The 23,140-nt window shown below is 72.8% G+C and carries 9 protein-coding genes and 5 pseudogenes; 11 read left to right on the top strand and 3 right to left on the bottom strand.

Going from position 1 to position 23,140, the window contains the following annotated elements; genetic code table 11:
- Positions 1–17: 17 nt before the first annotated feature.
- The 8 genes and pseudogenes from ACQEV8_RS29205 to moeZ form a co-directional block, all read left to right on the top strand.
- A pseudogene (locus tag ACQEV8_RS29205) lies at positions 18–173 on the top strand (ABC transporter permease); the annotation flags it as partial.
- Positions 170–1,167, top strand: a pseudogene (locus ACQEV8_RS29210) (ABC transporter permease). The pseudogenes ACQEV8_RS29205 and ACQEV8_RS29210, both read left to right, overlap by 4 nt.
- Positions 1,164–2,755: pseudogene (locus tag ACQEV8_RS29215) on the top strand (dipeptide ABC transporter ATP-binding protein). Before ACQEV8_RS29210 ends, ACQEV8_RS29215 begins: the two co-directional pseudogenes overlap by 4 nt.
- A 189-nt stretch (positions 2,756–2,944) precedes the next feature.
- On the top strand, positions 2,945–4,636 hold the full coding sequence (pelF, locus tag ACQEV8_RS29220; RefSeq protein WP_432966135.1) for a GT4 family glycosyltransferase PelF: 1,692 nt from the start codon (positions 2,945–2,947) through the stop codon (positions 4,634–4,636).
- The gene (locus ACQEV8_RS29225) at positions 4,633–5,985 is read left to right on the top strand and encodes a hypothetical protein (protein ID WP_432966138.1); all 1,353 of its coding nucleotides are present in this window, start codon (positions 4,633–4,635) and stop codon (positions 5,983–5,985) included. Before pelF ends, ACQEV8_RS29225 begins: the two co-directional genes overlap by 4 nt.
- 216 nt (positions 5,986–6,201) lie before the next feature.
- Positions 6,202–7,161, top strand: coding sequence for an NAD-dependent epimerase/dehydratase family protein (locus ACQEV8_RS29230; protein WP_432966141.1), 960 nt, complete (start codon positions 6,202–6,204; stop codon positions 7,159–7,161).
- A complete protein-coding gene (locus ACQEV8_RS29235) occupies positions 7,149–7,907 on the top strand; it encodes a spherulation-specific family 4 protein (RefSeq protein WP_432966144.1) in 759 nt (252 codons plus the stop codon). The genes ACQEV8_RS29230 and ACQEV8_RS29235 overlap by 13 nt, the downstream gene beginning before the upstream one ends.
- 63 nt (positions 7,908–7,970) lie before the next feature.
- A pseudogene (gene moeZ, locus ACQEV8_RS29240) lies at positions 7,971–9,148 on the top strand (adenylyltransferase/sulfurtransferase MoeZ).
- A gap of 68 nt (positions 9,149–9,216) precedes the next feature.
- On the opposite strand, the gene ACQEV8_RS29245 reads toward moeZ, so the two are convergent.
- The 3 genes and pseudogenes from ACQEV8_RS29245 to ACQEV8_RS29255 form a co-directional block, all read right to left on the bottom strand.
- A complete protein-coding gene (locus ACQEV8_RS29245; RefSeq protein WP_432966147.1) occupies positions 9,217–10,689 on the bottom strand; it encodes an alpha/beta hydrolase in 1,473 nt (490 codons plus the stop codon).
- A 145-nt stretch (positions 10,690–10,834) separates the two neighbouring features.
- Positions 10,835–12,382: an alpha/beta hydrolase gene (locus ACQEV8_RS29250; RefSeq protein WP_432966150.1), complete on the bottom strand. Its 1,548-nt coding sequence runs from the start codon at positions 12,380–12,382 to the stop codon at positions 10,835–10,837.
- Between the two features lie 114 nt (positions 12,383–12,496).
- Positions 12,497–15,279 (bottom strand): annotated as a pseudogene (locus tag ACQEV8_RS29255) (lysylphosphatidylglycerol synthase domain-containing protein).
- Positions 15,280–15,465: 186 nt separating this feature from the next.
- Between ACQEV8_RS29255 and ACQEV8_RS29260 the strand changes: the two are divergent.
- The 3 genes from ACQEV8_RS29260 (at position 15,466) to ACQEV8_RS29270 (ending at position 23,138) form a co-directional block, all read left to right on the top strand.
- Positions 15,466–15,888: an MGMT family protein gene (locus tag ACQEV8_RS29260; protein ID WP_432966153.1), complete on the top strand. Its 423-nt coding sequence runs from the start codon at positions 15,466–15,468 to the stop codon at positions 15,886–15,888.
- 266 nt (positions 15,889–16,154) lie between these two features.
- Positions 16,155–19,484 carry an ATP-dependent helicase gene (locus ACQEV8_RS29265; protein ID WP_432966156.1) on the top strand — a complete coding sequence of 1,110 codons (3,330 nt, stop codon included), beginning with the start codon at positions 16,155–16,157 and terminating at the stop codon, positions 19,482–19,484.
- 114 nt (positions 19,485–19,598) lie between these two features.
- Positions 19,599–23,138 carry a UvrD-helicase domain-containing protein gene (locus tag ACQEV8_RS29270; protein ID WP_432966159.1) on the top strand — a complete coding sequence of 1,180 codons (3,540 nt, stop codon included), beginning with the start codon at positions 19,599–19,601 and terminating at the stop codon, positions 23,136–23,138.
- Positions 23,139–23,140: the final 2 nt, after the last annotated feature.

The raw sequence follows: 23,140 nt of genomic DNA on the forward strand, positions 1-23,140 counted from the left end.
GGGCATCACAGGGGCCGGTCCGCACCGCGCTCGACCCGCGCGCGGCCTCACGGCTGCGCATCGGGACGGGGCGGAAGCGGGAGTCGAAGGCGGCCGAGGAGCGTGGGTGTGACGCGCATGCGGCCGAGGAGCGTGGGTGTGACGCGCAGGCGGCCGGGGGAGGTGCGGCATGAACGGTCTCACCGGCTTCGTCCTGCGCCGGGCCGTCGGCGCCGCGGTCACCCTGCTCGCCGTCTCGGTGATCGTCTACGTCGTCTTCTAGTCACCCCCGGCAACGTCGCCCAGATCACCTGCGGCCCGCGCTGCTCACCGGAACAGGTGGACCAGGTCGCCCGGCAGCTGAACCTGGACGACCCGTTGTACGCGCGGTACTGGCACTTCCTCCAAGGGCTCGTCGCCGGCCAGGACTACTCGACGGGTACGTCCGTGCAGCACTGCTCCGCGCCCTGCCTCGGCCTGTCGTACCAGAGCGACCAGCAGGTCACGCAGCTGATCTGGGCAAAGCTTCCGGTCAGTCTGTCCCTGGTGTCCGGCGCGATGGTGCTCTGGCTGCTCCTCGGTGTCGGCACCGGCGTGCTCTCCGCCTGGCGGCGCGGCCGGTTCTCCGAGCGGGTGCTGACCGGCATCACCCTCGCCGGCACGGCCACCCCGGTCTTCGTCATCGGCCTGGTCCTGATGATCGTCGTCTGCGGGGAGCTGCGGTTGCTGCCCTTCCCGCAGTACGTCGCCCTCGGCGACGACCCCGAACAGTGGGCGTGGAACCTGGTGCTCCCCTGGCTGTCACTGGCCCTTATCGAGGCTGCCGCGTTCGCCCGGCTGACCCGGGCGTCGATGCTGGAGACGCTGGCCGAGGACCACATCCGCACCTTCCGCGCGTACGGCGTCGGCGAACGGTCGATCGTCGGACGGCACGCATTGCGCGGCGCGTTCGCGCCGGTCATCGCGCTGAACGCCAACAACGTCGGGTCGGCGATCGGCGGCGCGGTGCTCACCGAGACGCTCTTCGGCCTGCCCGGCATCGGACAGGAACTCGTCCATGCCGTCAAGGTCGTCGACCTGCCGGTCGTGGTCGGCATGGTCCTGGTCATCGGTTTCTTCGTGGTCCTCGCCAACGCCGTCGCCGACGTGCTGTACGCGGTGGCCGACCGACGGGTGGTTCTGACATGAGCCTGGTCGACGTGACCGACCTGAGCGTGGACTTCGGCGAGCTGCGCGCCGTCGACGGACTCTCCTTCCGCCTGGAACAGGGCGCCGCCCTGGCCCTGGTCGGCGAGTCCGGCTCCGGCAAGCCGACCGTGGCGTCCGCCCTGCTCGGCCTGCACCGCGGCACGGGAGCGCGGGTCGGGGGCTCGGTCGAGGTGGCCGGCACCGACGTGCGGCGGGCCTCCGACGAGGAGCTGCGGCGGCTGCGCGGCGGCCAGGCCGCCATGGTGTTCCAGGATCCGCTGTCCTCCCTCGACCCGTACTACGCGATCGGCGACCAGATCGCCGAGGTGTACCGCGCCCACGCGCGCGTGTCCCGGCGGGCGGCACGCGCGCGTGCCGTCGAGGTCCTCGACCGGGTGGGCATCGCGGACGCGGCCCGGCGGTCCCGTTCCCGGCCTCACGAGTTCAGCGGCGGCATGCGCCAGCGCGCCCTGATCGCCATGGCGCTCGCGTGCGAGCCCCGCCTGCTGATCGCGGACGAGCCGACGACCGCCCTCGATGTCACCGTCCAGGCCCAGGTCCTGGACCTGCTGCACACGCTGCGCGAGGAGACCGGCATGGGCCTGCTGCTCGTCACCCACGACGTGGGCGTCGCCGCCGAGAGCGTCGACGAGGTCCTGGTGATGCGGCACGGCGGGCGGTCGAGCACGGCCCGGTGTCGGGTGTGCTGGGCACGCCGGCCCAGCCGTACACCCGGGAACTGCTGGCCGCGGTGCCACGGCTGGACGCGCCCCGAAAGGCCTCGCCGGCACCCGAGGAGGTCGTGCTGGAGGCGACCGGGCTGAAGCGCGTGGTCGGGCGCGGGAAGCGGGCGTTCACGGCCGTGGACGAGGTGTCGCTGACCCTGCGGCGCGGTGAGACGCTCGGAGTCGTGGGCGAGAGCGGCAGCGGGAAGACGACCCTGGGGCGCATGCTCGTCGGGCTGCTGGAGCCGACGGCAGGATCGCTGAGGTTCGAGGGCCGCGCGCACACCGGGGTGAACCCGGCGGTGCAGATGGTCTTCCAGGACCCCGTCTCCTCCCTCAACCCCCGCCGCAGCGTGGGCGAGTCCATCGCCGACCCGCTCCGGGCGCGCGGCGAGTCCGAGAAGGGGCGCATTCGGGAGCGCGTGGCGGAACTGCTGGAGCGCGTGGGGCTCGAAGCGGCGCACCACGACCGCTACCCGCACGAGTTCAGCGGCGGCCAGCGCCAGCGCATCGGGATCGCGCGGGCGCTCGCGGCCGACCCGCGCGTCATCGTCTGCGACGAGCCGGTCTCGGCGCTCGACGTCACCACCCAGGCGCATGTGGTCGGGCTGCTGGGGGAGTTGCAGCGCGAACTCGGGCTCGCGCTGGTCTTCATCGCGCACGACCTGGCCGTCGTACGCCAGGTCAGCGACCGAGTCGCGGTGATGCGCGAGGGCGCCGTCGTCGAGGAAGGGCCCGTCGCCGAGGTGTACGGGTCGCGGCAGGAGCCGTACACCAGGCAGCTGCTGGCCGCCGTACCGGCGCTCGACCCGGAGGCCGCCGCGCGACGCCGGGCGGAGCGGCGGGAGTTGGCCGCAGCATGACGATCCGTGTCCGCTTGATCTCCTAGCGCGACAGAACGCGACCCGCACGAGAAAGTTACGACCGTTCACCCCTTTTGGTGGTGCGACGGACAACCGTCCGTCGCACCACCGCCTTGACCGCATACGTTCGTCCCGCTGCGAGCCGCCGGGCAACGGCGGCTCCCCATACGGGAGATCGGGGGTGCACACGTGCGCATCGGACTGCTTACGGAAGGTGGCTATCCGTATGTGAGCGGTGACGCCAGGCTCTGGTGCGACCGGCTGGTGCGCGGGCTCGCACAGCACGAGTTCGACGTCTACGCGCTCAGCCGCAGTGAACGCCAGGAGGACGAGGGCTGGACCCCGCTGCCGCCGAACGTCCGCAGGGTGCGCACCGCGTCGCTGTGGATGACCGAGGACGACGGAGTGGTCCTGGGCCGCCGCGCGCGCCGGCGGTTCACCGAGTGCTTCGGGGAACTGGCCGCCGTGCTGTGTGGGGCGTCGTCCGAGGGCGCCTCGACCCCCGAGGCGGACCGTTTCGCCAACGCTCTGTACGGGCTCGCCGAACTCGCCCGAGAGGAGGGCGGCCTCGCCGGAGCTCTCCGCTCCGAGGCCGCCGTACGCGCGCTGGAACGCGCCTGTCGTGCGCCGGGCGCCCACCGCGCCGCGCGTGAGGCCCGGGTCCCGGATCTGCTCGCCGTGGCCGCGCACCTCGAACGGGCGCTGCGCCCCCTCTCCCTCGACTGGTACGAGGACGACGGACTCGGCGCGGTCGACCTCTGCCACGCCGCGTCCGGCGGCCCGGCCGCCCTGCCGGGCCTGCTGGCCCGCCACTTCACCGGTCTCCCCCTGCTGGTGACCGAGTACGGCGTGCGCCTGCGGACGCACTACCTCACCACGCCCGACGCCCCGCCCGCCGTACGGTCCCTGCTGGCGGCCTTCCACGGCCGACTCGCCGCCGAGGCCTACGGACAGGCCGAGGTCGTCATCGCCGGCAACACGCACGCCCGCCGCTGGCAGGAGCGCTGCGGCGCCGACCGTGAGAAGCTCCGCACGGTCTACCCCGGCATGGACGCCCGGCCCTTCACGGAGGTGGGCGAGTCCATGGAGTGCGCCGACCCGCGAGCGCTCGTCTGGGTCGGCCGCGTCGAACCCGCCAAGGACCTGGTCTCGCTGCTGCACGCCTTCGCCGAGATCCGCAAGCAGGAGCCGGGGACGCGCCTGCGCATCGTCGGAGCCCCCGCCGGGACCGAGGGCGCGGCCTATCTCGACCACTGCAGGGCGCTGGCCTCCCATCTCTTCCCCGACGAGGCCGAGGGCCCGCACACCTCAGGCCACAACCCGGTGTCGTTCGAGGAGGTCGGCGGGCCGGAACTCCCGGCCCTCGCCGACGCCTACGCCTCGGGTGCCGTGACCGTCCTGTCCAGCGTCGTCGAGGGCTTCCCGACCGGCCTGGTCGAGGCCATGCTCTGCGGGCGCGCGACGGTGTCGACGGACGTGGGCGCGGTCCTGGAGGTCATCGGTGGCACCGGCCTGGTCGTGCCCCCGCGCAACCCGCGCGCGCTCGCCGAAGCGTGCGTCGCGCTGCTGCGCGACCCGGAGCGCCGTGAGCGCCTGGGCGCAGCCGCTCGGGCCCGCGCCCTCGAACTGTTCACGGCCGAGCAGAACATCGAGGCATTTCACAGCATTTACCTGGAGATCGTCTCGCGCGCTCCCGTGCGTCGTGTCGTCCTCGACGCGGCGGGGGAGCCGCTGCCCTTCGCGGTGCCCGCCGAGGCCCGCGTCCCGGTCCGCTGGGCCGCCCCGACACCCGGCCTCGCCGCCCGCGGCGTCCCCGGCTGGGCCGGAGGCAGCCCCGTACGAGCCACCACTCCCGTCCCCGCCCCGGAGAGAGCGCGATGAACGACTTGGGCGAACTGGACCGTCCTGGAACACCGGCCGGACCCGGCACCCCGGCCGGCCAGGGAGCGTCGGAGGCCCCCTCGGAGAAGGCACCCGGCCCCGCGGCCACGGCCTCACCGACCCCGGAACCGGCCGCCGACCTCCGGCCGTCCGGGAAGCGGGAACCGGCCGCCGGCTGCGGTCCGTCTGTGACGCAGGGGCCGGCCGCCGGCTGCGGCCCGTCCGTCGCACAAGGGTCGGCCGCCGACCGCGAGTCGGCCTCCCCGCGCCGCGGTGCCGACCCCGTGAAGGCGCTGATGCACCGTCACCGGGAACTCTGCGAACGCGCGGTGGACCCCCTCGAGATCGCGGCGGGACTGGAAGCGCACGGCATCACCGAGCGGACCGCGGCCCGCTTCCGGCACCGGGACGTCTTCTCGCTCGCCGAGGAGATGTACGCACGAGTCACCCGGGACGGGGACGCGCCCGTGTCCCCGGCGCCCACGGCCCCCCGGGCGCGTGCCGACTGGGTCCTCCTGACCCTCCTGCCGGGCGCGCTGTGCGCCGGCGCCGTGACCGCAGCGCACCTCACCCACGGCCGGACGCGCCTGATCGCCGTGGCAGCGGGCATCCTCGCCGTGGGCCTGGCCCTCCGCGCGGCCCTCCGCCGAGGCCCCCTGAACCGGACCGACCACACCGCCCCCCGTGGAAGCGCCCTCTGGATCTCCTGGCTCGTCGCCTACTCCGTCCTGGGCGACGGCCTGCTCCACAGTGCCGTCGCCGGCGGCCCCGACGGTCCGCCCACCGGCACGGCCGACGGCCCCTGGCCCCTCACCGCCGCCCCTGTCCTGGCCCTCGCCCTGGCGTGCGCGCCCGCGGCCTGGACCGCCCACCTCTTCACCGCACGTGGCCGCCGCAGGCTCGCGGCAAGCCGAGGCCTCGAGGACTTCGCCGCCGCCGTACGACCGCTGCTGCTCGGCACTGTCGTCCTCTTCCTGGGCGCCCTGGCGGGCCTGCTCGCCCTCTGCGCGGCAGCCCTCGGCGAGCCCGCGGGCTACGCGGAGGTCCTCGCTCTGGGCGCCCTCCTCTTCATCGCCCGCCTCCTCGCCACCCACGGCTTCCCCTACGCCCCGGCCGTGGTGCTCACCGCGACGGCCACGGTCCAGGCGGCCGCCCTCGCCACGGTCTTCACCGCCCGCCTCCCCGGTCTCGGCTTCCTGGGCATCCCCGTGGAGACCCTCGTCACCCTCTGGGGCGCCGGCAGCGTCCCCACCCTCGCCTGCGGAGCGGGGGCCCTGGCCCTCCTCGTCCACGCGACGCGCAAGCTGACCAGGGCCTCGGCCCACGCACCGCCGTCCCCCACACGGTGACCGCTGCGGGAGCGAGAGCCGTCGGAGAGCGACTCCCGAAAGAGCCCTCGCCCCCGGATGCCCCGTCACCCCGTCGCCACAGACACCGGCCCACCGCCGGAGGCACCCGCCCCCGTCCCGTCCGCCCGGCCCCGCCCCGCCCCGCCCCGCCCCGCCTTCAAGGAGAACCCCGATGACCACCCACCCAGGAGTCCCAGCCGCCCCAGGAGCCGCGCGATGAGAGTCCTGCTGATCGGAGCCAACGGCTACATCGGGCGCTTCGTCGCCGACCGCCTGCTCGCCGACCCCGCCGTGCAGCTCACCGCACTCGGTCGCGGCGACGACGCCGACGTCCGCTTCGACCTCGCCTCCGGCAGCCCCGGTGCCCTCACCCGCTTCCTCGACGCGGTCCACCCGGGCGTCGTCGTCAACTGCGCCGGCGCCACCAGGGGCGGTGCCCGCGAACTCACCCGCCACAACACCGTCGCCGTGGCCACCGTCTGCGAGGCCCTGCGCCGCAGCGGCTGCGGCGCCCGTCTGGTGCAGATCGGGTGCAGCGCGGAGTACGGTCCCAGCCAGCCCGGCTCCTCCACGGCCGAGGACGCCGTCCCCCGGCCCGGCGGTCCGTACGGTGTCAGCAAACTCGCCGCCACCGAACTGGTCCTCGGTTCCGGCCTGGACGCCGTCGTCCTGCGTGTCTTCTCCCCGGCCGGACCCGGCACCCCCGCCGGCTCCCCGCTCGGGCGTCTCGCAGAGGCCATGCGCCGCGCCATGCAGTCCGGCGACGGCGAGCTGAAACTCGGCGGCCTGGGCGCGCAGCGCGACTTCGTCGACGTCCGGGACGTCGCCCGCGCCGTCCACGCCGCCTCGCTCTCCGCCGCGCAGGGGGTCATCAACATCGGCTCCGGCCGCGCCGTGCGCCTGCGCGACGCCGCCGCCGTCCTCGCCCGCGTGGCCGGATATGGCGGCGCCCTCCACGAACTCGACGGTCCGCCCGGCGCCCTGCGCACGGCCATCGGCCACCCCCGCCCGGACTCGGACCACGCCCCCCAGGCCGCGTACCCGTACCCGGACGGCTGCGGTAGTTGGCAGCAGGCCGACGTGCGCACCGCACGCGACCGGCTCGGCTGGCGCCCCCGGATCGGCCTCGAGGAGTCCCTCGCGGACATCTGGATGGAGGCGGCATGTCGCATCTGACCAGCACACAGCCCCGCACCTCCGGCACGGAACTCCGCCCCGGCGTCGGCGTCCCCGGCTACGCGCACCCCCTCCTCGCCCCCACCGAGTGGGGCGAACTCACCCGCCCCGGCACCCCACTGCACTGGGTCGTCCTCAACGTCGCCGACGGCCCCGGCGCCCGCCCCGACCCGCACTGCCTGGAGGCGGCCGGCCGGCTGCGCAACGCGGGCATCCGGGTCCTCGGTCACCTCGACACCCGGTACGGCACCCGGAACTTCGGAGAGCTGATCTCGGACGCCCACCGGTTCGTCGACTGGTACCAGGTCGACGGCTTCCTCCTGGAGCGCTGCCCGGCGGACCACGTCGGGCTGCCCGAGGTGCGGCGCACGGTCGCCACCCTCCGCGTGATCCGTGACGCGGCCCACATCGTCCTCGGCCACGGCATCCACCCGCACCCGGGGTACGCCGAACTCGCCGACCAGCTGGTCACCTTCTCCGGCCCGTGGAGCGACTACCGCTGGTCTCAGGTGGCCGAGTGGACCGCCGACCATTCGCCCGAGCGCTTCTGTCACTTCGTCCACGGAGTGCCCCGCCCTCATCTGGGGGAGGCGCTGGGCATCGCGCGCTGGCAGGGCGCCGCGACGATCTACTTCACCGACCGCACGGACCGCACGGACTGCGGCGGACACGCCGACCCCTGGGAGACCATGCCCGGCTACTGGGACGAAATCGTCTCGCGTGTCGGAACAGGTGTCTCGGAATGAAAAAGCACATGGCACTGTTACGGGGAGAACAACCGTAGTGATTGACCGACCAACGGAGTCCCCGTGTCGCTGCCACCCCTGGTCGAGCCGGCTTCCGAGCTCACCGTAGACGAGGTCCGCAGGTACTCCCGCCACCTGATCATCCCCGACGTCGGGATGGACGGGCAGAAGCGGCTGAAGAACGCCAAGGTGCTGTGTGTGGGCGCCGGCGGCCTGGGCTCGCCGGCGCTGATGTACCTGGCCGCCGCGGGCGTCGGCACCCTCGGCATCGTGGAGTTCGACGAGGTCGACGAGTCGAATCTGCAGCGCCAGATCATCCACAGCCAGGCCGACATCGGCCGCCCCAAGGCCGAGTCCGCCCGTGACTCCGTCCTCGGTATCAACCCGTACGTGAACGTGATCCTTCACGAGGAGCGGCTCGAGGCCGACAACGTGATGGACATCTTCAGCCAGTACGACCTGATCGTCGACGGCACGGACAACTTCGCGACCCGCTACCTGGTCAACGACGCCTGCGTGCTGCTGAACAAGCCGTACGTCTGGGGTTCGATCTACCGCTTCGACGGCCAGGCCTCCGTCTTCTGGTCCGAGCACGGCCCCTGCTACCGCTGCCTCTACCCGGAGCCCCCGCCCCCGGCATGGTCCCCTCCTGCGCCGAGGGCGGCGTCCTGGGCGTGCTGTGCGCGTCCATCGGCTCCATCCAGGTCAACGAGGCCATCAAGCTGCTCGCCGGTATCGGCGACCCGCTGGTCGGCCGGCTGATGATCTACGACGCCCTGGAGATGCAGTACCGCCAGGTCAAGGTCCGCAAGGACCCGGACTGCGCGGTCTGCGGCGAGAACCCGACCGTCACCGAGCTCATCGACTACGAGGCCTTCTGCGGCGTCGTCTCCGAGGAGGCCCAGGCGGCGGCCGCCGACTCCACGATCACTCCCAAGCAGCTCAAGGAGTGGATCGACGACGGCGAGGGCATCGACATCATCGACGTCCGCGAGCCGAACGAGTACGAGATCGTCTCCATCCCGGGCGCCCGGCTGATCCCGAAGAACGAGTTCCTCATGGGCACCGCCCTGGAGAGCCTCCCGCAGGACAAGAAGATCGTCCTGCACTGCAAGACGGGTGTCCGCAGTGCGGAAGTCCTCGCGGTCCTGAAGTCCGCGGGCTTCTCGGACGCGGTCCACGTCGGCGGCGGCGTGATCGGCTGGGTCAACCAGATCGAGCCGGACAAGCCGGTGTACTGAGCCGTATCCGGCCTCCCTTTCCGAGCGGCGGGGGCTTCGGGCACCACGAGTGCGCGAAGCCCCCGCCGTCATGAGCAGGTCTTGCCGTCCTTCGGGACCGACCCGTCCAGCAGATACGCGTTCACCGTCGAGTCGACACAGTCGCTCCCGCTGCCGTACGCGCCATGCCCCTGGCCCCGCCAGGTGAGCACCACGCCGACGTCCTCGCCCAGCTCGTCGGCCATCCTCCGGGCGCCCTCGTAGGGGGTTGCCGGGTCGCCGGTGTTGCCGACCACCAGGACCGGCGCCGCGCCTGGGGCGCTCACCTCCGGGGTGTCGTGCTGTCCGGGCACCGGCCAGTCGTGGCACCAGCCGGCCGTGTCCCAGCCCAGGAAGGCGCCGAAGACCGGGGAGATCTTCTCGAACTGCGGCAGCAGCTCCTTCGTCCGGGCCGCCGTCGGCCGCTGCCTGTCGTCCAGGCACGATATGACCCGTTGTGAATGGGTCGTCGTGCCGTAGTTCCCCGAAGGGGCGCGGTCGTTGTAGCCGTCGGCGAGGGTGAGCAGCTCCGAGCCGTCGCCTCGCTCGGCCGCGTCGAGGGCGCTGGTCAGGGTCGGCCAGCTCTCCTTGTTGTACAGCGGCAGGGTGAGGCCGGTGACCGCGAGCGTCTGCGTGAGCTTCCGCCCGGGCGTGGCCGTCGGCAGGGGCCGGGCGTCGATCCGTCGCAGCAGGGCCGCGATCTTCCGCGTGCCCTCTTGCGGGTCCTGGCCCGTGGACTCGAGATAGCCGTTCAACGCGCGTTGGAAGCCCCTGGCCTGGTTCTGGGCGTGGCCCACGGTGTCGGCGCCGGGGTCGACGACCGCGTCCAGCGTCATCCGCCCCACCTTCTTCGGGAACAAGTGGGCATAGGTGCCGCCCAGTTCGGTGCCGTACGAGATGCCGAAGTAGTGCATCCTGTCGTCGCCGAGGACGTCCCGGATGCGGTCCATGTCGCGGGCCGAGTCGGCGGTCGAGACATGCGCCATGAGCTTTCCGGCGTCCTTCCGGCAGCCCTTGCCGAAGTCGGCGGCGTCCTGGAAGTACGCCTTTTCCTCGGCCGGTGTGTCGGGGGTGACGTCCACCGACTCGGCGGCCTGGATCTCCTTGTCGCCGCGGCAGCGCACCCCCTCGCTGGCGCCCACCCCGCGCGGGTCCCAGCTCACCAGGTCGTACCGCTCGCGGAGCTTGGAGACGGTCGGGGCGTACGACGGCATCATGGACAGGCCCGAGGCGCCGGGGCCGCCGAAGTTGAACAGGAGCGAGCCGACGCGGTCGCCGCCGCGGGCCTTGGCGCGGATCAGTGCCAGTCCGATCGTCTCGCCGTCCGGCTTCGACCAGTCCAGCGGCACCTTCAACGTCGCGCACTGCCAGTCGCTGCTCGGTGCGGGGGCGTCGGCGGTGGGCTTGCAACGGCCCCAGGAGAGCCCGCCGCCCTTGTCGTCGCCGGACGAGCTGCCGCTGCAGCCCGCCGCGAGCAGTGCCGAGGCGACCGCCACAGCGGTCCACCGTACGAAGCGCGACATGCGCCCAGTCCCCCCTCGCAGGCCGTCCGCACCGTGCTGCGGATGGCGGTCAGGCCATGGTAGGCAGATCTCGCGCCAGCCGCTCCGGCCTGTGGATAACCTTCTGACCTGCGGCTTTGCTGAGGCTGTGGCTGTTCTCAGGTTCTCAGCCGCAGACGGTCCCCGCTTGCGGCACCTTTCCGTCCAGCAGATATCCGTTCACCGTGCTCTGCACACACTTGTTCTTGCTGTTGTAGGCGCCGTGCCCCTGTCCCCGGTACGTGAGCTCGACGCCGACGCCCTTGCCCAGCGCGTCCACCATCTTCCGGGCCCCTTCGTAGGGGGTGGCCGGGTCGCCGGTGTTGCCGACGACCAGGATCGGTGCCGAGCCCGGCGCGCTCACGTCCGGGTGGTCGGCGGCGCCCGCCACGGCCCAGTCGGTGCAGCCGATCATGCCCCACGCCATGGAGTCGCCGAACAGGGCGGACGCGGCACGGAACTCGGGCAGCTTCCGTTCCACGTAGGCGGTGTCGTAGCGCGGCTTGGAGTCCGAGCAGCTGATGGCGGTGTGGGCGGCGGACGAGTTGTCGTACTCGCCGTTCTCGCTGCGCCCGTTGCTCGAGTCGGACAGCAGCAGCAGGATGCTGCCGTCGCCGTCGTACGCCTGCTGGAGGCCCTCCGTGAGGTACTCCCAGAAGTCCTGCGAGTACAGCGCCTGCAGGATGCCGCTGGTCGCCGCGGTCTGGGTCAGCTCGCGGGGGAAGACGCCCTTGATCGGTTTGCGGTCGAGGTCCTCCAGCAGGGTGGCGATACGGTCCTTCACATCCTGGGCACTGTCGCCGATGGGGCACTCCTCGGTCTTGGACACGCAGTCTTCGGCGAAGTTGTCGAGCGCGAGCTGGAAGCCCTTGGCCTGTCCGAGCGAGCCCTGCTCGGGGTTCTGCGTGGGATCGACGACGGCGTCGAACACGGCTCGACCGACCCGTTCGGGGAACAGGTGCGCGTAGACGCCGCCGAGTTCGGTGCCGTAGGAGATGCCGAAGTAGTGCAGCTTGTCGTCGCCGAGGACCTGGCGCATCAGATCGAGGTCGCGGGCCGCGTCGGTGGTGCGCACGTGTGGCAGGACCTTCTCGGAGTTCTCCTCGCAGGCGTCGTTGAACTCCTTGGTGCTGTCCAGGAGCCCGGTGCGTTCGGCCGGGTCGTCGGGCGTGCCGTCCTGCTGGAAGTACGCGTCGAGCTGCTGGTCGTTCTCGCAGATCACGGGGTCGCTGCGGCCGACTCCGCGCGGGTCGAAGCTGACCAGGTCATAGCGGGTGCGCAGGGTCTCGTAGTCCTCGGCGAAGCCGGGCAGCGCGGTGACGCCCGAGCCGCCGGGCCCGCCGAAGTTGAAGATGAGCGAGCCGATGCGTTCACTCGCGGAGCCGCTGGTCCGGACGCGGATCAACTCGATGCCGATCGTGTCGCCCTTGGGATCGTCCCAGTCGAGAGGCGCCTTCATGGTGGCGCACTGCCACTCGCCGTCTTCCGGCAGGGGAGAGGGCGGAGTGCCTCCGCCCTGGGCCTCGTCCGGCGCCGGGCAGGCCTTCCAGCTCAGCTCCTGCCGCGTGAGGTCCTCGCCCTTGGCGCCGTCGTCACCGCAGCCCGCCAGCACGGTGGACAGCAGCACGGCGGTGGCGGTCAGGACGACGGCGCGCAGCCGGAGGAGCGAAGGCATGGTTCCATCCTGCGGCGGCACGGGCGCCCACGCGCGGGACGCGTGTCGTACGAGGTAGGAGGGGCTGGTGTTGCCGATGCGTGTGCCGAGATCCCTGCCCGCCGGCCACTGGCGTCAGAGGGCCTGCTTGCGGGTGAGGTGGTTGAAGGCCAGCCAGCCCGGCAGCACGGGCAGCCACAGCGTCAGCAGGCGGAACAGCAGCACGGCCGGTGCCGCGACCTCCTTCGGGAGGCCGACGGCGATCAGACCGACCGTCAGGGTCGCCTCGACCGCGCCCACACCGCCCGGCGTCGGAGCCGCGGACCCCAGGGCGTTGCCCGCGAGGAAGACGACGGCGACGCTGGCGAGGCTGATCGAGGTGGACTCGTCGCCGAACGCGCGGATCGACGCGTCCAGGCACATCACGAAGCAGGCGGTCAGCAGCAGCATGCCGCCGATGCCGGTGACCAGCTTCTGCGGCCGCTGCAACACGTCCAGCATGCGCGGCACGACACCCGCGAACAGCGACCGCACGCGCGTGGAGATGAACTTCCGCAGGAACGGCACCGAGGTCACCACGAGCACGAGCACCGCCACCGTCAGCAGACCGGCGATGACCGTCCGGGACGGCGACAGCGACGGCGTCTTCTCGGTCCCGGTCAGATAGCCGAAGGCCAGCAGCATCAGGATGTGGCAGCCGAGCCCGAACAACTGCGACGCGCCCACACTCGCCACCGCGAGCCCCGGCCGCACTCCCGCGCGCTGCAGGAAGCGCGTGTTCAGGGCGACCCCGCCCACCGCCGCCGGGGCGACGATCTTCACGAACGAGCCGGCGACCTGTGCCGCCACGGTCCGCAAAAACGGCACCCGCTCGGGCACGAACCCCAGCAGAGCCATCGCCGCCGCGAGGTAACTGCACATCGAGAACAGCACCGCCGCGGCGACCCAGCCCCACTCGGCGTTCGCGATGAGCGGCCCGAACTCGATGTGCGTGAGCTGCGTCAGCAGGAAGTACGCGCCGATCGCTCCGGCCATGAAACTGATCAGCGTGCGCGGCCGTACCCGCTCCAGCCGGGCCGGCTCGACCGGTGCCTGCGGCCTGATCAGCAGCACCTCGTGGCGGATCTGAGTGAGCAGGTCCTCCTCGCGTGCCTCCTCCACGGCCTCGTCGATGGCCCGCTTCTCGGCCCGCTGCTCCGCCCGTACGGTCTTCTTGTCGGCCTTCTCGGGAACCGGCGCGGCCTCGTCCGAGGACTCATCGAGGCGCGCCTGCTTGGCCAGCCGGGACGCCTCCAGCACCGCGTCGCGCTCGCGCTGTGCCCGCTCCCTGGCCAGTCTGCGCAGCGTCGCGCGCGTGGAGCGGCTGAGCGCGATGGGCTGGAGCATCGGCAGACAGTCCGCCACCGCGTCCGGGCCGAGCACGCCCACCGCCGAGGCCACCGCCCGCTCGGCGCCCACCCGGAGGCCCAGGGTCACCAGCAGCTGGGAGATGTCCATGCGCAGCAGCAGGTCGCCGGCCGCGATCTCGCCGCCGCGCAGGTCGGTGAGGATCACCGTGCCGGAACGATCCACCAGGATCGCGTCGCCCACCAGCCTGCGGTGCGCGATACGCCGGGACTGCAGGGCCTTCACCTGGTGCCAGGTGTCGCGCAGCAGATTGTCGGTGATCTCCTCGTCCGGCAGCGAGTCGAGGGTGTGTGCGCCGCTGTGCTCGTAGACGAGCATCACCGCGTCGGGGCCGAGCTCGGAGGTGGCGATCAGCTTGGGCGCGTTGGCGCCGGCCGCGATGGCCGCGTACGCCAGCAGCGCTTCCTGCTCCAGGGCCTGGCGCAGCGACTGGAGGCTGCTGCGGGTGGCGAAGCCGCGCAGGGTCAGATTGCGCCACGCACGGTAGAAGAATCCCTGGGCCTGCTGCTCCCGGTCGACCACCGTGACGTCCAGCGGCGGACCGTCCTCGAGCGTGACGAAGTAGCGCCGACCCCGGTCGCCGGTGTCCGGGTTGTCCGAGGTGTCCTCGCGTGACGCGCTGACCGGGCGGAAGCCGACGGTCCGCAGGCCGGCCATCAGGGTCTGCCCGGTGGGCCGGACGTTGGGCGAACCGACCGCGTAGAGCGTGCCGTACGCCACGGTCCAGCCGATCAGCACGGTCAGGATGATCGAGAACGGGGTCGTGTACCCGGTGACGAGCATCGAGAAGGCGTCGAGGAGCAGCACGACCCACAGCACCGTGCGCCACCTGGGTCTGCGTGACATGCCGACGGCGGTCATGTAGGCGATGACCGGCGCCAGATAACCGTGCACGGGATCGGTCAGCGCGTGGATGTCCCCGGGGAGGGCTGGGTGAGCGCCTCCTGGATCGAGTCGGGGGCGGCCCGGGCGACCCAGAGGTCGGTGGCGAGTGTCACACCGTGCGCGAGGACCGCGGCGAGCACGCCGTCGGCGATTCGGAGGCCGTCCCGTTTGATCAGCCGCTCGATGGCGAAGGCGACCGGCACCAGCAGGATCGCGATGCTGGAGGCCAGCCCCGCGATCTTGATGAGCAGATCGGGTGCCTGCCCGGTGCCCTTGTTGATGTCCTGTTCGAGGCCCGAGGTGGTGCCGTGCGCGAACGCGGCGATGCCGATCAGCACCGCCACGGCGAGCACGCCCACCAGGAGTCGCATCAGATCGGACGGGCGGTGCACGCGCGCGGGGAGCAGCGGTTCGTCGCCCTCCACCTCGTCGACGTGCGCGATGTCGGGCTCCTCGGCGACCGGCCGTTCCTTCGGGCCGACCTCCTTCGGGCCGACCTTTTTCGGGCCGACCTCGTCGGGGCCGTTCTCGCCGGCCGTCTTCGGGCGGTCGTCCGCAGTGCCAGGGCGCGACGAAGCGTCAGGGGTGCCCCCTGTGTCCTCCGAATGCGCACCCTGCTGCTTCATCGTCTCTTCTTGGTCTCGTATCACCGGTCACCGCCCGCACGATGGTGGCATGCCGCACCGATACGCGGGGGCATCAGGGTGCACATGCGGGGGCGGACAGTCTGCCCGACGCGGACCCGCCGGGCGAGGGAAACGCTCGTGGGTACGCGGGTCCCGTTGTCGGTGGGGTGGGGCAGGATGGGGCGGATGAGCGAGGAGAGCCTTCCGCAGGACGACGGCGCGCAGGACACCCGCACGGGGGACGACGGCGCCCGTGCGGAACCCGGGGAAGCCCTGCCCGCGTATGCCGAGCGGGTTCTCGACGTCGCCGAACTGATCCCGCCGGGCCGTGTCATGACATACGGGGACGTCGCCGAGTGGCTCGAGGAGGGCGGCCCGCGGCAGGTCGGCCGTGTGATGGCTCTCTACGGGGGAGCCGTGCCGTGGTGGCGGGTCGTTCGCGCGGACGGTGTCCTGCTCCCGGGGCACGAGCAGCGGGCGCTCGGTCACTACCGCGCGGAGGGCACGCCCCTGAAGGAGGCGAGCCGGGCCGCCGAGGGCCACCTGCCGCGGATCGACATGCGACGGGCGCGGTGGGACGGCGGCGAACGCGCGGAGGGTCACACCTGACAGCTTCCGCCATCGGGCGGCCTCCCGTGTGGCCCGTGATCCGGACGGGGGAATCGGGGCACGTCGGTGCCATGACGTACGTTCGTGAGGCGAGGGGCATGAGTGGCGCGAGCGCCGCAAGTGGCCGGCGGGAAGAAGAGGAAGCGCTGCTTCCGCCTCACCTGTCGGCGTAGCGTCGGCTGCGCGTGTCCCCGTCACCCCGCGGTCACCGCCCGCCACGCGCGGTGGCCCGCCCACCAGTACTTCCACCAGGACCGGCGAACCACGTGAGCTCCTCTTCCTCCACCAGCGGCCTGTCGCACCCCCGGGTGCGGCGGGGGAGCCGTGGCGCTTACCGACTGGTGCGTACCCCCCCTGCCCGGGTGGACCCCCCTCTTCTGGACGCCGCGCAGCGCTCCGTGGTTGACCACGCGGCCGGCCCGCTGCTCGTCCTCGCAGGTCCGGGCACCGGCAAGACCACCACGCTCGTCGAGTCCGTGACCGAGCGCATCGCCCGGGGCGGGGACCCCGAGCGCGTCCTCGTCCTCACGTTCAGCCGCAAGGCGGCCGTCGAACTGCGCGACCGCATGGCCACCAGGGCCGGGGCGGCCCGCGCTCCCCGGGCGACCACCTTCCACTCGTTCTGCTACGCCCTGGTCCGTGCCCACCAGGACAGCGACCTGTTCGTGGAGCCGATGCGGCTGCTGTCCGGCCCCGAGCAGGACGTCTCCGTGCGGGAGTTGCTCGCGGGCCAGGTGGACCTGGAGCGGCGCGGCCTCGCGCACGTGCGCTGGCCGGACGAGCTGCGCGCCTGCCTGACCACGCGCGGTTTCGCCGACGAGGTCCGCGCCGTCCTCGCCCGCAGCCGTGAACTGGGCCTCGGTCCCGACGCCCTGGACGCCTTCGCCCGCGGTACGGGACGCCCCGACTGGCGCGCGGCGGCCGCCTTCCTCGCCGAGTACCTCGACGTGCTCGACCTCCAGGGCGTGATCGACTACGCGGAGCTCGTCCATCGGGCGGTGCTCCTCGCCCGCAGGCCCGAGGTCGCCGCGTGGCTCGCCGCCCGGTACGACGCCGTCTACGTCGACGAGTACCAGGACACGGATCCCTCTCAGGTACGACTTCTGCACGCCCTGGCCGGCGGTGGGCGGACCCTTGTCGCCTTCGGTGACCCCGACCAGTCGATCTACACGTTCCGCGGGGCGGACGTGAACGGCATCCTGGACTTCCCGCACGCGTTCCCCCGCGCGGACGGCCGACCGGCCCCCGTCGCGGTGCTGCGCACGTCCCGCCGCTCCGGCGCCGGTCTGCTGGCCGCCACCCGGCTGCTGACCCAGCGCATGCCGCTGACCCGCCTGCCCGCCGAGAAGGTGCGCGCCCACCGCGAACTCGCACCCGCGAGGGACGGCGGCCGGGTCGAGGCGTACACGTACCCCACCTCCGGGACGGAGCTGGACAACATCGCCGACATCCTCCGCAGGGCCCACCTGGAGGACGGCGTCCCGTGGAGCGAGATGGCCGTACTGGTGCGCGCCGGCTCCCGCACCGTCCCCATGGTCCGCCGTGCCCTCACAGCGGCCGGCGTCCCGGTGGACGTCGACGGCGACGACGTACCCCTGCGCCACGAACCGGCGGTGGCGCCGCTGCTGACGGCGCTCAGGGCGGTCGCCGTGGCGGAGGCCTCGGGGGCTCCCGAGGGGGAGGCCTCTTCCAAGGACGGCCCGTCCGCCGAGCCGGACACCTCCTGGCTGGACACCGAAACCGCTCTCACCCTGCTCACCTCCCCGCTCGCGAGCATGGACGCCGCCGACCTGCGCCGCCTCGGCCGGGCCCTGCGGGACGAGGAGCGGGCCGCGGGCAACCCGCTGCCGCCGCCCTCCGACGTGCTTCTGGCGCGGGCGCTCGCCGAGCCGGAGCGGCTGGCCGTGCACGACCCCGCGTACGCGCGTGGTGCCCAGCGCCTCGGTGCGCTGCTCCGCAAGGCCCGCGAGCGCCTGGCGGGCGGCGGTACGGCCGAGGAGGCGCTGTGGGACCTGTGGAACGGCACACCGTGGCCCGCGCGGCTGGAGCGGGCCGCCCGCCGGGGCGGCGCGGCCGGGCGCAACGCGGACCGCGACCTGGACGCGGTCTGCGCGCTGTTCGCGACGGCTGCCCGAGCCGAGGAGCGCACCGGCGGCCGGGGCACGCTGAACTTCCTGGAGGAGATCGAGGCCGAGGACATCGCCGCCGACAGCCTCACGCGGCGTGCCGTACGCCCCGAAGCCGTCCGCCTGATGACCGCGCACCGTTCCAAGGGCCTGCAGTGGCGCCTCGTGGTCGTCGCGGGCGTCCAGGAGGGGCTCTGGCCCGACCTGCGCCGCCGCGGCTCCCTCCTGGAGGCCGACCGCATCGGGCGCGACGGACTCGCCGAACCCCTCACCCCCGGCGCGCTGCTCGCCGAGGAACGCCGCCTGTTCTATGTGGCCGCCACACGCGCGCGTGAACGACTGGTCGTCACCGCGGTCAAGGCCCCGGCGGACGACGGCGACCAGCCCTCCCGCTTCCTCACCGAACTCGGCGTCGAACCCAAGGACGTCACCGGACGCCCGCGCCGCCCGCTGTCCGTGGCGGCACTCGTCGCCGAACTGCGCGCCACCACTGTCGACCCGCGCGTCTCCGATGCCCTCCGAGAAGCCGCCGCACGCCGGCTGGCCCGGCTCGCAGCCCTCGCCGACGAGGACGGCCGCCCCCTGGTGCCGTCCGCACACCCCTACCGCTGGTGGGGCATGTTCGAACCGACCGAGTCCAAGGTGCCGCTGCGCAATCGCGACCAGCCCGTCGTGCTCTCCGGCAGCGCCCTCGACCAGCTGGCCAACACCTGCGCCCTGCAGTGGTTCCTGGGCCGCGAGGTGAAGGCCGACGCGCCCGCGACCGCCGCACAGGGCTTCGGCAACGTCGTGCACGTCCTCGCCGACGAGGTCGCCTCCGGGCACACCCCGGCCGACCTCTCCGTCCTCATGGAGCGCCTCGACTCCGTGTGGAACGCCCTCGCCTTCGACGCGCCCTGGAAGTCGGACCAGGAGAAGGACAACGCGCGCGTGGCGCTCGAACGGTTCCTGCGGTGGCACGTCATGGACCGCACCGGGCGTACCCCGGTCGCCAGCGAGCACGACTTCGACGTCACCCTCGAAGCGGGCGACTACGAGGTGCGCATCCGGGGCCAGATGGACCGCGTCGAGGCGGACGGTGACGGCCGCGCCTACGTGGTCGACTTCAAGACCGGCAAGCAGGCGCCCACCGGCAAGGAGGTGGAGCGCCACCCGCAGCTCGCCGTCTACCAGCTGGCCGTCCGCGAGGGCGCCGTCGACGACGCCTTCGACGGAGTGCGTCCCGAGCCGGGCGGTGCCGAACTCGTCCATCTCCGGCAGGGCGCGGCCCGCCGCGACGGCGGCGAGACCCTGCCCAAGGTGCAGGCCCAGGAACCGCTGGAGGGGGAGTGGCTCGGCGATCTGCTGGCCACCGCCGCCGGGAAGGTCCTCGACGAGCGGTTCACTCCGACCGCGGGGCAGCACTGCACGCACTGCGCGTTCCGGGCCTCGTGCAGCGCGCGCCAAGAGGGCCGCCATGTCGTCGAGTGAGCTATCGCACCGCATGTGCTGACCTGGGCTTCCTCCTCCCCGGGGCCTCCCCGGGCCCTCCCCGGAGACCGATCCGACCGCCGCTGTCAGTGGTCACCACTAGCCTCTTTCGTTGTGCCCGCGCGTATCACCGATCCCGAACAGCTCAAAGAGCTCCTCGGCATCGCGTTCACCCCGGAGCAGACGGCCTGCATCACCGCGCCGCCCGCCCCGCAGGTGATCGTGGCCGGTGCCGGCTCGGGCAAGACGACCGTGATGGCCGCCCGCGTGGTGTGGCTGGTCGGCACCGGCCAGGTCGCCCCCGAGCAGGTGCTCGGCCTCACCTTCACCAACAAGGCCGCCGCCGAACTCGCCGAGCGCGTCCGCAAGGCACTGGTCAAGGCCGGTGTCACCGACCCCGACGCCATCGACCCGGACAACCCGCCGGGCGAGCCGGTGATCTCCACGTACCACTCCTTCGCGGGGCGTTTGCTGACCGACCACGGCTTGCGTATCGGTCTTGAGCCGACCTCCCGGCTGCTCGCCGACGCCACCCGCTTCCAGCTCGCCGCGCGCGTCCTGCGCGAGGCCCCGGGCTCCTATCCGGCGCTGACCCGTTCCTTCCCGGACCTGGTCGGTGACCTCCTCGCCCTCGACGCCGAACTCGCCGAGCACCTCGTACGCCCGGAGGCGCTGCGCGCGTACGACGCCGAACTGCTGCTGACCCTGCGCGGCGTCAAGCTCGGCAACGCCGATCTGCGCAAGGTCCCCGAAGCCGCTGCCGCGCGCCGTGCACTGGCCGAGCTGGTGAACCGCTACCGGGCCGCCAAGCGCGAGCGGGACCTGCTCGACTTCGGCGACCAGATCGCCCTGTCGGCCCGGCTCGCCGGGATCCCCGAGGTGGGCCGCCTCCTGCGCGACGAGTTCCGGGTGGTCCTGCTCGACGAGTACCAGGACACGTCGGTCGCCCAACGTGTCCTCCTGGCCGGCCTGTTCGGTGAGGGCACCGGCCACCCGGTCACCGCCGTCGGCGACCCCTGCCAGGCGATCTACGGCTGGCGAGGCGCCTCCGTCGCCAACCTCGACGACTTCCCCGAGCACTTCGCCCGCTCCGACGGCCGCCCCGCGACCCGCCAGGCGCTCAGCGAGAACCGCCGCAGCGGCGGCCGCCTCCTCGACCTCGCCAACGGCCTCGCGGAGCCCCTGCGTGCCCTGCACGCGGGCGTGGAGGCACTCCGCCCCGCCCCCGGGGCCGAACGCGACGGCATCGTGCGGTGCGCCCTGTTGCGCACGCACGCCGAGGAGATCGACTGGGCCGCCGACTCCGTCGCCCATCTCGTGCGGACCGGGACGGCACCCGGCGAGATCGCGGTCCTGTGCCGCACGGCGACCGATTTCTCCGAGATCCAGGGCGCACTGGTGGCCCGGGACATCCCGGTCGAGGTCGTCGGCCTGTCCGGGCTGCTGCACCTGCCCGAGATCGCCGACCTCGTCGCCGTGTGCGAGGTCCTCCAGGACCCCGGCGCCAACGCCTCCCTGGTCCGCCTGCTGACCGGCCCGCGCTGGCGCATCGGCCCGCGCGACCTCGCCCTGCTGGGGCGGCGGGCCCGGCTCCTCGTGACCCACGCGCGCGTGGAGGGCGACGACGACCCGGATCGCCGCCTCGCCGAGGCCGTCGAAGGGGTCGACCCGGCCGAGGTGATCTCCCTCGCGGACGCCCTCGACACCTTCCTGGAGACGCCGCTGGACGGCGACGAGGACGACCGGCTGCCCTTCTCGCCCGACGCGCGCGTGCGCTTCGCCCGCCTGGCCACCGAACTGCGCGACCTGCGCCGCTCCCTGTCCGACCCGCTGATGGACGTCCTGCACCGCGTCCTCGCCGTCACCGGCCTGGAGGTGGAGCTGTCGGCGTCCCCGCACGCCCTGGCGGCGCGCCGCCGCGAGACACTCTCCAACTTCCTGGACGTCGCCGCCTCCTTCGCAGCCGGTGACAACGAGGCGACCCTGCTCGCCTTCCTGGGCTTCCTGCGCACCGCCGCCCAGTACGAGAAAGGCCTCGACAACGCCCTCCCCGGCGGCGAGAACACCGTCAAGGTGCTCACCGCCCACAAGTCCAAGGGCCTGGAATGGGACGTCGTGGTCGTCCCCGGCCTGGTCACCGGCACCTTCCCCAGCAGCCAGGGCCGCGAGAAGTGGACCTCCCAGGGCAAGGTCCTGCCCCACGAACTGCGGGGCGACGCCGACACCCTTCCCGGCATCACCTCCTGGGACGCCAAGGGCCTCAAGGCCTTCCACGAGGCCATGAAGGACCACCAGCACACCGAGGAACTCCGCCTCGGCTACGTCACCTTCACCCGCCCCCGCTCCCTCCTCCTGGGCTCCGGCCACTGGTGGGGACCCACTCAGAAGAAGCGCCGCGGACCCTCCGCGTTCCTCAAGGACCTCTACGAGCACTGCGTGGCCGGGTACGGCGAGATCGAGGCCTGGGCGGACGAGCCCGCCGAGGACGAGGAGAACCCGGCCCTGCACGAGGCCACCGCCGACCAGGTGTGGCCCCTGCCCCTGGACGAGGCGGCCCTGGCCCGCCGCCGCGCCGCCGCCGATACGGTCCTGGCCCACCTGGAGGACCTCGCGTCCCACGAGGACGGGCACCCCGCGGCCGTGCACGACCCGGACGCGTTCGACGACCCGGAGTGGCCCCCGCCCCCCGAGGACGACGAGCCTCCGTACGACGAGCCCCCGTACGACGGGCCGGACCCCTTCGACTTCGCCGAAGACCCCTTCGCAGAAGCAGAAGCAGAACCAGAAGCAGAAGCAGAAGCAGAAGGGGCGACAGCGGACGGAGCCCCCCGGCCGGCGGGCGGCCCCACGGTCCCCCACCAGGCAGGGCCACCGGAACCTCAGGACCCACACCCACACCCACACCCACACCCACACCCACACCTCACCCCGGAGGAAGCCCGCACCATCGCCTCCTGGGACCGCGACCTCGACGCCCTCACCGGCGAGCTCCTGCGCGCCCGCGACAGCGTCACTGAGGTCCCCCTGCCCACCTCCCTCACAGCCACCCAGCTGCTGCTCCTGGCCGCCGACCCGGACGGCCTCGCCCAGGAGCTGGCCCGCCCCATGCCCCGCCCGCCCCAGCCCGCCGCCCGTCGCGGCACCCGCTTCCACGCCTGGGTCGAAGCCCGCTTCGAAGAGCTGACGCTGCCCCTGCTGGAGCCGGAGGAGCTGCCCGGTGGCGAAGCGGAGATCGCCGACGAGCGGGACCTGGAGGCCCTCAAGGACGCCTTCCAGCAGACCGAGTACGCGCACCGCACGCCCTACCGGGTGGAGACCCCCTTCCAGCTCACGCTCGCCGGCCGCGTCGTACGGGGCCGCATCGACGCCGTCTACAAGGAGGGCGACGGTGAGGGCGCGACGTACGAGATCGTCGACTGGAAGACCAACCGTTCACGCACCGCGGACCCCCTCCAGCTCGCCGTCTACCGCCTCGCCTGGGCCGAGCAGCAGGGCGTACCCCCGGAATCCGTCACGGCCGCGTTCCTGTACGTACGCACCGGCGAGGTCGTCCGTCCCGACGACCTGCCGGACCGCGCGGCGCTGGAGCGGCTGCTGAGCGAGGAGCCCCCCGGTGAGGAACCGCACTCCGAGGACGCCAATGGGGGCCGATAGGC

Origin of the sequence: Streptomyces sp. CA-179760 (assembly GCF_050937045.1) — a bacterium.
Lineage (GTDB): Bacteria > Actinomycetota > Actinomycetes > Streptomycetales > Streptomycetaceae > Streptomyces.

Bases quoted from the DNA above. Each gene is read 5' to 3' on its own strand.
- ACQEV8_RS29225 (WP_432966138.1), top strand. From the start codon at position 4,633: ATGAACGACTTGGGCGAACTGGACCGTCCTGGAACACCGGCCGGACCC.
- ACQEV8_RS29230 (WP_432966141.1), top strand. From the start codon at position 6,202: ATGAGAGTCCTGCTGATCGGAGCCAACGGCTACATCGGGCGCTTCGTC.
- ACQEV8_RS29235 (WP_432966144.1), top strand. From the start codon at position 7,149: ATGTCGCATCTGACCAGCACACAGCCCCGCACCTCCGGCACGGAACTC.
- ACQEV8_RS29245 (WP_432966147.1), bottom strand. From the start codon at position 10,689: ATGTCGCGCTTCGTACGGTGGACCGCTGTGGCGGTCGCCTCGGCACTG.
- ACQEV8_RS29250 (WP_432966150.1), bottom strand. From the start codon at position 12,382: ATGCCTTCGCTCCTCCGGCTGCGCGCCGTCGTCCTGACCGCCACCGCC.
- ACQEV8_RS29260 (WP_432966153.1), top strand. From the start codon at position 15,466: ATGAGCGAGGAGAGCCTTCCGCAGGACGACGGCGCGCAGGACACCCGC.